Origin of the sequence: Chroogloeocystis siderophila 5.2 s.c.1, assembly GCF_001904655.1 — a bacterium.
In the GTDB taxonomy this organism is placed as follows: Bacteria; Cyanobacteriota; Cyanobacteriia; order Cyanobacteriales; family Chroococcidiopsidaceae; genus Chroogloeocystis; species Chroogloeocystis siderophila.
This window is the reverse complement of record NZ_MRCC01000003.1, coordinates 138,065-150,653: the sequence shown is the minus strand read 5'-3', so window position 1 is coordinate 150,653 and position 12,589 is coordinate 138,065. Positions and strand designations below refer to the sequence as shown.

Annotated in this window: 11 protein-coding genes; 5 read left to right on the top strand and 6 right to left on the bottom strand. The window is 43.9% G+C overall.

Features of this window, described 5'->3' with window-relative positions:
- Window positions 1-6 precede the first annotated feature (6 nt).
- Complete coding sequence (locus tag NIES1031_RS25925; protein WP_073548225.1) at window positions 7-357, top strand: penicillin acylase family protein; 351 nt, start codon at window positions 7-9, stop codon at window positions 355-357.
- A 53-nt stretch (window positions 358-410) separates the two neighbouring features.
- On the opposite strand, the gene NIES1031_RS04075 is transcribed toward NIES1031_RS25925, so the two are convergent.
- The 4 genes from NIES1031_RS04075 to gap all read right to left on the bottom strand — a co-directional run bounded on the left by NIES1031_RS04075 (window position 411) and on the right by gap (window position 5,469).
- Window positions 411-1,154: a 4'-phosphopantetheinyl transferase family protein gene (locus NIES1031_RS04075; protein WP_073548224.1), complete on the bottom strand. Its 744-nt coding sequence runs from the start codon at window positions 1,152-1,154 to the stop codon at window positions 411-413.
- A 6-nt stretch (window positions 1,155-1,160) separates the two neighbouring features.
- Complete coding sequence (locus tag NIES1031_RS04070; protein WP_073548223.1) at window positions 1,161-1,922, bottom strand: thioesterase II family protein; 762 nt, start codon at window positions 1,920-1,922, stop codon at window positions 1,161-1,163.
- A gap of 23 nt (window positions 1,923-1,945) precedes the next feature.
- Window positions 1,946-4,378 (bottom strand): phosphoenolpyruvate synthase, encoded by a 2,433-nt coding sequence (gene ppsA, locus NIES1031_RS04065; protein WP_073548222.1) that lies wholly within the window; start codon window positions 4,376-4,378, stop codon window positions 1,946-1,948.
- 92 nt (window positions 4,379-4,470) lie between these two features.
- The gene (gene gap, locus NIES1031_RS04060; protein ID WP_073548221.1) at window positions 4,471-5,469 is read right to left on the bottom strand and encodes a type I glyceraldehyde-3-phosphate dehydrogenase; all 999 of its coding nucleotides are present in this window, start codon (window positions 5,467-5,469) and stop codon (window positions 4,471-4,473) included.
- Window positions 5,470-5,654: 185 nt separating this feature from the next.
- On the opposite strand from gap, the gene NIES1031_RS04055 reads away from it, so the two are divergent.
- Window positions 5,655-6,176 (top strand): tetratricopeptide repeat protein, encoded by a 522-nt coding sequence (locus NIES1031_RS04055; protein WP_073548220.1) that lies wholly within the window; start codon window positions 5,655-5,657, stop codon window positions 6,174-6,176.
- A 16-nt stretch (window positions 6,177-6,192) separates the two neighbouring features.
- Window positions 6,193-7,026: a DUF3153 domain-containing protein gene (locus NIES1031_RS04050; protein WP_084544248.1), complete on the top strand. Its 834-nt coding sequence runs from the start codon at window positions 6,193-6,195 to the stop codon at window positions 7,024-7,026.
- Window positions 7,027-7,107: 81 nt separating this feature from the next.
- Here the strand turns inward: NIES1031_RS04050 and pdxH are convergent, their stop codons facing one another.
- A complete protein-coding gene (gene pdxH / locus NIES1031_RS04045; RefSeq protein WP_073548219.1) occupies window positions 7,108-7,752 on the bottom strand; it encodes a pyridoxamine 5'-phosphate oxidase in 645 nt (214 codons plus the stop codon).
- A 368-nt stretch (window positions 7,753-8,120) separates the two neighbouring features.
- Between pdxH and NIES1031_RS04040 the strand changes: the two genes are divergently transcribed.
- Together NIES1031_RS04040 and NIES1031_RS04035 are read left to right on the top strand one after the other, a co-directional pair.
- Window positions 8,121-8,963 (top strand): segregation/condensation protein A, encoded by an 843-nt coding sequence (locus NIES1031_RS04040; RefSeq protein ID WP_073548218.1) that lies wholly within the window; start codon window positions 8,121-8,123, stop codon window positions 8,961-8,963.
- Between the two features lie 228 nt (window positions 8,964-9,191).
- Window positions 9,192-10,355, top strand: a complete 1,164-nt coding sequence (locus NIES1031_RS04035) for a nucleotidyltransferase family protein (RefSeq protein ID WP_073548217.1) — start codon at window positions 9,192-9,194, stop codon at window positions 10,353-10,355.
- Between the two features lie 124 nt (window positions 10,356-10,479).
- Here NIES1031_RS04035 and speA read toward each other — a convergent pair whose 3' ends face one another.
- Complete coding sequence (speA, locus tag NIES1031_RS04030) at window positions 10,480-12,540, bottom strand: biosynthetic arginine decarboxylase (protein ID WP_073548216.1); 2,061 nt, start codon at window positions 12,538-12,540, stop codon at window positions 10,480-10,482.
- Between the last annotated feature and the right edge of the window lie 49 nt (window positions 12,541-12,589).

The following is a 12,589-nucleotide window of genomic DNA, read 5'->3' as shown; positions in this document are numbered from 1 at the left end:
GAACAGGTGTATGGTGCATTAAATGTCCACTGGGGAGATGTTTTTCAATTAGAGTACGGAAATCAAAAGTTACCTGGTAATGGGGGTTTGATGATTTGGGCGTGTTCCGCGCGGTTTGGTTCGCACTCCAAACAGACGGGATCTTTTACAGCGATCGGTGGCGATTCGTATGTCGCGGCGATTGAATTCTCAAATCCCATTCGAGCAATGACACTCAACAGCTACGGTAATTCAACGCAACCCAATTCGCAGCATAACGGCGATCAACTTATCGTTGTTTGCACAAATGCAATTACGTCCAGTGTGGCGATCGCGTCAAGAAATTCAAGCCCATTTAGAGGAACATCAAGTATTTAAGGGTTGGAAAAACTGGTGAATCAGAGCTTTTGCTGTTTATGATGAGTTCTACTCTACCAAGAAAACTGATACTGACGCAACTGCCAATTATTCCCAGCAACGGCGATCGCCCCCACATATCCAACGTCAGGAATAATTTCTTGCAGTATCCAGCGTTGGGCTTCAGATTCATCCCAAGCGGTGTAGAGTAATTTTGCGGGTTCTCCTGGTAGGAAGGAAACATCAAATTGGTATAGTGGCAATGATAAACCTTTGCCTGTTGCTTTGATAAAAGCTTCTTTGCGTGTCCAACAAGTGAAAAACGCGGCTGTTTGCAGATGTGGTGGAAGCGATCGCAGTAAGGCTACTTCGGTTGGAGAAAAGAACCTTGCTGCAATTTCTTGACAGGGAAAGTCATAGCGAATGTATTCTAAGTCAACTCCAACATCACAATTCTGGGTCACTGCAATTAAAGCAAGTTCCTGCGAATGCGATAAATTAAAACGTAACGGTTCTTCATTGGCGATAATCACTCTCGGTTTACCGTAGGTGTTGTAGCTAAAGTTAATTTCGCTAGGGTGAATCTGAAGATAACTAGCAAGTATTTGTCGGAGTACGCCACGACCAACAATAAAGCGATCACGGTGTAATTGTAAATAAAAACGTTCGGCTCGCTGCTGTTCTGTAGCGCACAAAGTACTAAAAAGACTGCAAACAATCGTTGCATCAACATCTAAAGCCACACGCCATGCATGAACTTCGTTACCGGATAAAGTAAGATTTGACGGTGGATTCACCCACAACTCAGCAGTATTCATTCAATATCATGCTTTGCCATTACCGCGTTCCCCATTACCTATCTGCAAAGATTTTTCAATACTATGTAACAGTAGATCTTCAGCAGAGTGCAAAAAGAAATGATCGCCAGGAAACATTTCCACAGAAAAGGCTGCAATTGTTTGTTGTTGCCAAGCTTCTAGTTCAGTAAAATTAACTTCTGGATCTTGTAATCCGCCAAAAGCCGTAATTGAACAATTTAGCGGCGATTCTTCTGTATAGACATAAGTTTCAACTGCTGCAAAGTCTGCACGTAATATTGGTGATAGTAGTTCCATTAATTCAGCATTGGCTAGTATTGCTTCAGGAGTACCATTGAGGTGACGAAGTTTAATGAGAAACTCTGGTTCGGGTAAAGTATGAATAAATGATGCTTCAGAAGAAGTTTGCGGGGCGCGACGACCAGAAACAAATAGATGTAAGGGTTCTATTCCATAATTTTTGCGTAGGATGCGCGTTAGTTCAAAGCTAACGATCGCTCCCATACTATGACCAAAAAACGCAAAAGGCTTATTTAAGTGCGGTAGAATGTTGGTCGCGATCGCTTCAACTAGTGGTTCTAATTGTGTAAACGGCGGTATTGTCATTAGCCTTCCTCGCCCTGGAAGTTCAATCGCACAAACTTCTAGAACAGGTAGGTTTTTTCCCCAGGAACGAAAGCTTAATGTTCCTCCTCCAGCATAAGGAAAGCAAAATAGCCGCACATCAGCTAGGGGATTGGATGAGAGATAGGTAACGAAGTTAGCCATTTATAGAGAATATTGATTCGTAATTATTCATTCTCCTCTGCTTCTGCTACCATTAACATTGTTTTCAAAACCGAATCAGGATTAAGACTAATTGTATCAATACCTTGTTCAACTAAAAACTGAGCAAATTCAGGATAGTCGCTAGGTGCTTGTCCGCAAATACCAATTTTACGATTGTGTTTTTTTGCAGCAGCGATCGCCATTTTTACCATCCGTTTAACTCCTTCGCTGCGTTCGTCAAATAACCTGGCGACAAGTGCAGAATCACGATCAATTCCCAAAGTCAACTGCGTTAAATCGTTAGAACCAATCGAGAATCCATCAAATACTTCGGCAAATTCCTCTGCCATAATCACATTATTAGGCAACTCGCACATCACGTAAACTTGCAAGCCATTTTCACCTTGCTTCAAACCATTTTTTGCCATTTCTGCGAGTACCATTCGTCCCTCATCGGGAGTGCGACAAAAAGGAATCATTGGAATAATATTTGTTAACCCCATCTCTTCGCGTACCCGCAGAATTGCTTGACATTCCAAAGCAAAACCGTCACTATATCCTTCATCATAGTAACGCGCTGCACCTCGCCATCCTAACATGGGGTTTTCTTCATCAGGTTCAAATTGTTTTCCACCTAAAAGATTTGCATATTCATTACTTTTAAAATCTGACATTCGCACAATCACAGGCTTTGGATAAAAAGCCGCAGCAATTCTGCCAACACCTTGTGCTAATTTATCAACAAAATATTGCGGTTTATCGTCGTAAAGTGCAGTTAATTCGGCAATTTTTGCTTTAGTAAATTGGTCTAACTTGCCGTAGTTTAATAAAGCTAGCGGGTGAACTTGGATATGGTTAGCAATAATAAACTCAAATCGCGCTAATCCTACCCCATCATTCGGTATTGCCGCTAAGCGAAATGCTTCTTGCGGATTACCCACATTCATTAAAATTTGCGTGCGGGTACGCGGTAGGTTTTCTAAGGTAATTTCTTTGACTTCAAACGGCAATAATCCGGCATAAACTTTGCCTTCTTCGCCTTCTGCACAAGAAATAGTCACATCTTGGTTTGTTTGCAATACTGTTGTTGCATCACCACAACCCACGATCGCCGGAATTCCCAACTCGCGTGCAATAATTGCTGCATGACACGTCCGCCCACCTTGATTAGTAATCATCGCACTGGCTTTTTTCATGATCGGTTCCCAGTCAGGATCGGTGCGATCGGTAACTAAAACTTCGCCTGGAAGGAATTGATCGATTTTACTCGCATCAGTGATGACATGAGCTTTCCCTTGGGCGATCGCACTTCCCACCGCCCGCCCGATAACTAATGGTTGTGCCTTTACTTCGGTGGTAAACTCATAGTTACGCAGTATATTGGTGCTTTTTTGTGACTGCACTGTTTCAGGACGTGCTTGAACAATAAACAATTCTTGCGTAACACCATCTTTTGCCCATTCAATATCCATCGGTGTGTGTTTACCGTGAATTTGCGAATAATGGTCTTCAATTAAACACGCCCACCGTGCAAGTTGTAAAATTTCTTCGTCATTTAGCGCAAATTGATTTTTTTCTTCAGCAGATACTTTGATATTTTTGGTAAGTTTAGAACCATCGTCATACACCATCTTTAATTCTTTACTTCCCAATCTTTTCTCTAAAATTGGGCGAAATCCGGCTTTTAAAGTTGTTTTAAAAACATAGTACTCATCGGGATTTACCGCGCCTTGAACAACGTTTTCTCCTAATCCATAGGCGGCTGTAATTAATGCAGCATCGGGGAAACCAGTTTCAGTTTCAATTGAGAACATCACACCCGAAGTTGCTAAATCGGAACGCACCATCTTTTGGACGCCGACAGAAAGCGCGACATCGAAGTGATCGAATCCTTTAATTTGTCGATAAGAAATTGCGCGATCAGTAAATAGGGAAGCAAAGCAACGATGGCAGGCTTCTAAAACTCTAGAAATACCGCTTATATTGAGATAAGTTTCCTGTTGTCCCGCAAAACTGGCATCAGGTAAATCTTCAGCAGTCGCACTCGAACGTACTGCAACATCAGTATCAGCGCCGTAGTGATCGCACAGGGTTTGATAAGCATCTGTAATTGCTTGTTGCAAATCTTCAGGAAAGGGCGTATTTAAAATCAGTGATCGCGCTTGTTTACCAACGTGGCGTAAATGGTTAACATCAGCAACATCAAGACCAGAAAATAGCGATCGCAGTTTAGCTTCTAACTCTGCTGCTTGAATAAAGTAGCGATACGCTGTCGCTGTTGTTGCAAACCCATTAGGAACATTGACACCTTGTGATGTTAGCCGTTGAATCATTTCTCCCAACGAGGCATTTTTACCACCTACCAAAGGGATATCCGCAATACCAACTTGATCGAACCAAAGGATTAGCGATCGCGCTTGCGAAGAAGGGAAATGTTCTTCAGCTACTTTTACCATAAATCTTTTTTTTACTAATAAAATCAATAATTTTGTAACTAGTAATAGGTAATTGCTGTTCTCCACCCATTACCCATTACCTATTACCTGCCTTAAATGTAACTTGCTAAGTCTACTAAACGATTTGCATATCCCCACTCGTTATCATAGTAAGCAAGCACCTTAACAAAGTTATCACTAAGAACACTTGTAGAGGAGAGGTTGACAATTGCTGAATGCGGGTCACCAACACAATCGGAAGAAACCAAAGGGACTTCACTGACTTTGAGAATTTCGCGCATTCCGTTAGTTGCATACTTGCGTAAAGCATCATTCACTTCTTCCACAGATACCGATTTTTGCAAAACTGCATTTAGATCTGTCACTGAACCTGTAGGGGTCGGTATGCGCAACGCCATGCCATCAAGTTTTCCTTTGAGTTCGGGTAATACTAAAGCGACTGCGGTTGCTGCACCTGTTGTCGTTGGTACAATATTTTGCGCTGCACCACGCCCTCGCGTCCACTCCGCAGGATGTCCGGTATCGACTAATCGCTGATCCGCAGTATAAGCATGAACCGTCGTCATCAACGCTTTCTCAATACCAAATTCATCATTGAGGATTTTGGCGATCGGTGCAAGACAGTTAGTCGTACAAGAAGCCGCAGAAATCACAGAATCGTGATCGCGATCGTAACTTTCATGATTCACACCATACACAAACGTGGGTACAGCCGAACCCTTCGCTGGCGCGCTGATAATCACTTTTTTACATCCCGCTTCGAGATGTAATCCAGCTTTATCTGCACTGCGAAAAATTCCTGTCGATTCGATAACCACATCGATATCCATCTGTTTCCACGGAAGCGCCGCCGGATCTTTTTCGGCAACGAGTTCAATTTTTTTACCGTCAATTATCAACCCTGTATCGTCATAGCCCACTTCCGCCGGAAACTGCCGATATACTGAGTCGTATTGCAGCAAATACGCCGCTAAGTCGGGTTTCAAGACAATATCATTAATTGCGACAACTTCCAAATCTGGCTTGCCATAAGCAATCCGTAAAAACGCACGTCCAATTCTTCCAAATCCATTAATTGCAACTCGTTTCATGATGCCCTCTTGATTTAAAGCACTTTTTATTAGTTAAGTGGTAACAACTAAATTCAGAAGATACCGTAGCTTAGAACACGGCTAAGAAAGCTTCATCCGTGCTTTGGCAATTAGCATAGAACTGGTTCAATCTAAAATCCGATGAAAGTGGCAATATCAAGAAAGAAGGTATTGTAATAGGAAAAGTGACTTCTGAACCACAAGCGATCGCAAAAACCGAGTACCAAGCGGGACAAGCCGCATTTGAACGCGGAAAGTACCGCGAAGCAGTGCAACATCTCGAAAAAGCCAGCGCTCTGATCGCCCGCAATACACGCGTAGGAGGCGAAATTCAAATTTGGTTAGTAACAGCCTATCAAGCCGCAGGACAGCAGCAAGAAGCCGTAACACTGTGCGAACAACTTAAACGCCATCCGCATCCCGAAACAAGTAAACAAGCGCGCCGATTACTTTATATATTACAAGCACCGCAACTCAAACGGCCTCAAGAATGGTTAACACAAATTCCTGACTTGGGCGCGTTACCCGATAATGAAAGTCAAACACGATTAGGTAGTAGTACGGTGAGGAAAAAACGCCCATCGCCAACATCTGTGATTCCTGAACCGATCGATCCGAGTAAAGTCAATACAAAAGATAATCGGTTTATTTGGGTAGCACTTATTGCGATCGCGTTAACCCTTGCTGGGTTAATTTGGTCGATTTGAATTTATAGGAGGTTGAATGTCTGCGATTTTGACAATGCATAAAACTCGCATTTTGCGTACTATACTTCGATTTCTAGCGCGATGGCGGCTAGTATGGATTATTCTCTTGTCATCGCTGCTACTTTCAGGGTGCGTGCAGTATCAAGCTGGTATAAACTTTGACAACCCCAACCATGGTGAAATTATCCAGCATATTAAGCTCAGCGATCGCCTCATGACTTTTAGCGGCGATTCAGCGACAGAATGGTTAAACAGCATCGAACGTCGCGCGCGCAAGCTCGATGGTAAAGTCAAGCGCATTTCGAGTGAGGAACTCGCCGTCACGATTCCTTTTAATAACGGTGCAGAACTCGCATCTAAATTCAACGAATTCTTTCATCCCACCGTTAAAACAAATACTGCTGTTTCCCAACCGTCCGAATTACCTGTCGTTAAGTCACAACTCAACCTCAATCAAAACAACTTTATATTCTTACTCCGCAATCGCTTAGTTTATGAATTAGATTTGCGATCGCTTTCCTTAATCTCGACAAACGGTAACGTTCTCGTTAACCCCAGCGAAATCCTCGACTTAGAGTTTCGCTTAAATACTCCTTGGGGTGCAAAAAGCGTTGAAACTGACGAAAACGCCGTGCAGCCTGAAATTATCGGAAAACAACTCGTATGGCGACTGCTTCCAGGTGAACTCAATCACCTCGAAGCTATTTTCTGGTTACCCAACCCATTAGGAATTGGCAGCTTCATCATTATCCTATTTGTCGCTTGTGGAATCTACTTACGCTACCGTTTCATGCCCGATCCTACAATTCAATTAGCACAAAATTTAACTCCTGAAACGAAAACAACCTAAAAAGCTGAGCAAGAAAAGCAACATAGTTTAGTAACAGAGAAATTTGTATACAGTATTTCTCTCCTGCTTCCTCACCCCTATTTACGGTGACAAGCGTTCAATCTGCCAATTTCCGTCTTCCAGACGACGATAGTTGAGGCGATCGTGGAGCCGGCTAGGGCGTCCTTGCCAAAATTCAATCACGCTGGGAATGACACGATATCCTCCCCAGTGGGGTGGTCGCGGGACTTCCTCATGTTCATACTTACTTTTGAGTTCCTGCAAGCGCTGTTCTAAAGCTTCGCGATTAACGACAACTTGACTTTGATTTGATGCCCAAGCCCCCAAACGACTGTTCAGTGGGCGACTTTGAAAATATGCTTCAGATTCTGCATCAGATACTTTTTCTACGCGCCCTTCGATGCGTACTTGACGTTCGAGTTCCGCCCACCAAAAGACGAGAGCAGCTTGTGGATTTGCTGCGAGTTCTTGTCCTTTGTGACTATGGTAGTTTGTGAAAAAGACAAAACCGCGTTCGTCAAAATCTTTCAACAGAACCATCCGCGCCGAAGGTCGCCCATCCGGGGTAGCAGTTGCTAAAGTCATTGCGTTGGGTTCAGGTAACTCGGCGGCTAATGCTTGGTCAAACCACCTTTGAAACTGTTTAAACGGATTGGGATCGGCGTCTTTTTCTTGAAAGCCTTGCAAAGTATAGTCTTTACGAAGATCCGCTACGCTGGTATTCATATTGCTCGATCGTTACTTATACCCTCATTTGGATTTTAAAACGGGTTAAGATAATTTACCGAGCCACAACTAGAGAACCCTGATATATTTATCTGTAAATTTCGAGTACTAAGTGCGATCGCGCGGGCATTTTGTATGCTATGGTGTGGCGATCGCATTTCGTTACTTTTGAGTACTTAACCCTTAGTGAACTTTTAGTGAACTTTCAGATTTTTCATGCGTTGTCTAAAACGTTACTCTTCCCTACAATTTTCCTCAACTACGTATTGAGGTCACAACGTCATGCAAGTTGCAAGTACTATGGCACTGAAATTTGAGAATCGCTGTTATCCTCTGATCTCCGATCCCTGATCCCCGACCTCTAACTTATGGACGCTGCGCAACTACTAGCAAAAATTACATACTTAATTGAGCTTGCTGAGAAAGGAGAAATTGATCCCTGGGATGTTCAAGTAATTGACGTCATTGATCGCTACTTGAGTGTAGTTTTTGCAATTGATGAAACAACACAAACCGCCTCTGAAAAAAACTTATCACAATCAGGGCAAGCCTTCTTATCTGCGTCAATGCTTGTGTTATTCAAAGCTAACACCTTAGTTGAGCTAGAATCTCAACAAGCTGAACTACAGCCTGTTGACGATGATTTTCTTGTAGATGCCAACGATACCTACACGCGAGTACGTTTACCCCTAGAACAGCAACTACGTCGCCGTCCAGCAGCTTTACCACCACCAAAGCGCCGAGTGACTTTGCAAGAACTCATCGCTCAGCTGCAATTAATGGCAAATCAATTGCAACTTTCGCAACAAGTATCATCCAATAACAACACGCGCACGCGTAAGTTCTCCCCGCCATCGCGTACACAATTGCGTCAGGCGTTGGAGTTAGCGCATCAGGAAAATCTCACTGAGGTCGCAGGAGAAATCGAACAATTTTTAAATTCTTGCACGTACAATACTCAACTGCAGGAACAGCGATGGCTAAATCTAGATCAATTGGTAGAGTTGTGGACTCAGACGAAGTGTTCCCATACACTTGAAACTTCAAGTCATGCACCCGTCCAAGAACGCGTTAGTGTTTTCTGGGCGTTATTACTTCTATCAGCGCAGTCAAAAGTAGAATTATCCCAAGATGAGTTTTATCAAGAAATCAAAATTCGGACAATTAGTGGTAAGGGGTCAGAGGTCAAGGGTCGGAGGTCAGGGAGTTAAAGAAGCAGAGGAGGCAGAGGAAGCAGGGGAGGAATAGTGTTTTAAATAACTCAAAACTCACGCATTCAAAAATCATCACTACTCACTAACCACTCTTCCCCCCGCCCCTAGTTTCTACTTATAGCTGTCAGTGGTTTCAATGATGACTAAATATTCAAATTTAAGCGATTATTAGGTATCAATCCGTTAACTTAGGTATAAAAATATGAGGTTGAGGAGCAACTATTTATGAAAGCCATGATTTTGGCGGCTGGTAAAGGAACTCGCGTACGTCCAATTACTTACACAATTCCTAAACCAATGATTCCCATCCTGCAAAAACCAGTGATGGAGTTTCTTTTGGAATTGCTACGCCAGCACGGATTTGACCAAATCATGGTCAACGTCAGCCATCTAGCCAGCGAAATTGAAAGTTATTTTCGTGACGGACAGCGTTTTGGCGTCCAGATTGCGTATTCGTTTGAAGGGCGCATTGAAGACGGTGAATTAGTGGGAGAAGCGATCGGATCTGCTGGAGGAATGCGGCGCATCCAAGACTTTTCCCCATTTTTTGATGATACGTTTGTCGTGCTGTGCGGTGATGCATTGATTGACTTGGATCTTACCGCCGCAGTTAAATGGCATAAAGCCAAAGGTGCGATCGCGACGGTGATTATGCGATCGGTTCCTCGCGAGGAAGTTTCCAGTTACGGTATCGTTGTTACCGACGACACAGGGCGCGTCAAAGCTTTCCAAGAAAAGCCTGCGGTTGAAGCAGCGCTGAGTACCAATATCAGTACGGGGATCTACATTTTTGAACCGGAAGTTTTAGACTACATTCCTTCCGGTCAGCAATACGACATTGGTAGTCAATTATTTCCGAAACTTGTAGAAATCGGCGCGCCATTTTATGGATTAGTGATGGACTTTCAATGGGTCGATATCGGTAAAGTCCCTGACTATTGGCACGCGATCCGCGGTGTTCTCTCGCGCGAAATCAAAAATGTGGAAATTCCAGGTCATGAAGTTGCGCCAGGAATTTACACTGGGTTAAATGTAGCGGTGAACTGGGATAAAGTTGATATTACAGGTCCGGTTTATATCGGTGGAATGACGCGCATTGAAGATGGCGCAAAAATTATTGGTCCAGCGATGATTGGTCCAAATTGCTGGATTTGCAGCGGCGCTACGGTCGATAACAGCGTAATTTTTGATTACTCGCGTCTTGGACCTGGAGTCCGCTTGGTTGACAAGTTAGTGTTTGGACGTTATTGCGTCGATAAAAACGGAGCGACGATTGATGTGCAAGCCGCTGCACTCGATTGGCTAATTACTGACGCCCGCCATCCCCAACCCTCACAACCGCCATTAGAACACCGCGCGATCGTTGAATTGCTGGGAAACGGCAACTAGGGGTGAGGTGTAAGAGGCGAGGGGTCAGGGTCTTTAAGGGCAAATAGCTAGTGGATAGAGAACATCATATATATTTCTCCTCTGCCCCCTCTGCTTCAAAACCCCCGACCTCTGACCCCTGTAATTACGGAGACAAGTAAGTATATCGACTCAGGCTCTGCTCATAAGTTTGTAGCAGTCGTTGCGATTCAGCAAGCGTAATCCGCTTCTCTTCGAGTGCTTGTTCAGTCCGCTGGCGGATACTTTCTACTAAATCTTCAGAGTCGTACTGTACATACCCAACAACCTCGGTCATCGTGTCACCTTTGACGACGTGCTCAATTTGGTATCCCTTGGGCGTTAACTGAATATGAACCGCATTTGTGTCACCAAACAAATTGTGGAGGTTGCCCATAATTTCTTGGTAAGCACCGCTGAGGAACATTCCTAAGTAGTAGGGTTCGTTAGGTTTAAACGGGTGGAGTTCTAAAACTGATTTGACATCCCGCAGGTCAATAAACTTATCAATCTTACCGTCACTATCGCACGTTAAATCTGCTAAGATACCGCGCCGTGTTGGTTCTTCATCTAATCGATGAATCGGCATAATTGGGAATAACTGGTCGATCGCCCAGCAATCTGGTGCAGATTGAAATACCGACAGATTGACGTAGTAGATCGAAGCCATAATTTTTTCGAGTTCTTCTAAGTCATCTGGAACGTATTCTTGCTGGCGCGTAATGCTCATAATCTTTTCGCAGCAAGCCCAGTATATCCGCTCGACGCGCGCTCGTTCAGTCAGGCTGAGAATCCCCAAATTAAAGCGGCTGATCGATTCTTCTTTAAATTGAGTAATGTCGTGATAGGCTTCTTGGTAGTTTTCAACGTTGATCGATTGATACGTTTCCCACAGGTTGTGAATCAGCGGCGGTTCTTCAGGGCGCGGTGGTTCGGGTGAACCAGAAGGAACATCACAGGTACTCAGCACATCAAAAATGAGAATCGATTGATGCGATGCGATCGCTCTCCCACTTTCACTAATGAGTGTCGGTACAGGCATTTTCCGTTCTGCACACGCGTCTTTCAGCTCGGCAACGATGTCATTAGCGTAATTTTGCATATTGTAGTTTTTCGAGGCGTAGAAGTTCGTTTGCGAGCCGTCGTAGTCTACGCCTAAGCCACCGCCAACATCGAGATACTTCATATCTGCGCCAAGTTGAGCTAACTCAACATAAATGCGGCTAGCTTCTTGAATCGCATCTTTAATAACGTTAATTGCCGAAATTTGCGAGCCGATGTGGAAGTGAAGCAGTTGCAGCGAATCGAGGAGATTTGCATCGCGTAACTTATCGACTGCTTGAATAATTTCAGGAATTGTTAAACCAAATTTAGCGCGATCGCCGCTTGACGTTCCCCAACGTCCCATTCCTTGGGTACTTAACTTTGCCCGCACGCCTAAAATCGGTCGAATTCCTAACTGGCGACTGGCGTTGATCACAAGATCGACTTCTTCAATCTGCTCTAAAACAATAATCGGAGTTTGCCCTAGGCGTGTCGCTAGCATCGCAATTTCGATGTATTCGCGGTCTTTGTAGCCATTACAGACTAACAGCGCACCAGGGGTATCAAGCATTGCCAAAGCAATCATTAATTCCGGCTTAGAGCCAGCTTCCAAGCCGAACTGATGCGGTTGACCAAATCGCACGAGATCCTCGATTAAGTGCTTTTGTTGATTGCACTTGACCGGATAAACACCACGATAAACACCAGGGTAGTTATAGCGCGCGATCGCTTTGGCAAAACACGCATTTAACCGCTGAATTCGATCTTCCAAAATATCTGAAAAACGAATCAGCAATGGTAATGATAAATTACGCTGCTTGAGCGCGTTGACTAACTCATACAAATCTAAAGAGCCACCGCGATCGCCTTTTGGGGAAACTGTCACATGACCAGCAGCATTAATGGAAAAGTAAGGCTCGCCCCATCCGTCAATTCGATATAGAGCTTCGCTGTCCTCTATTTTCCATTTTCTCTGTGGCAAATCGGTTTTAGGATTTGATAATGACTTCTTATTATTTTGCTCCGCTTTGTATCCATTATCTGCTGCCTTTTTAGCTTCAGAAGCTTGTTCTTGCTTCTGCGGTTGGAGTTCAAGAGGCGGCTGGCTCTCTAATGCTGAATTTGTGCTTAACTCAACACCCATTATGTCTTGACCTCGTATAGTTTCACCCACGAATAGCCAGTTTAACTCA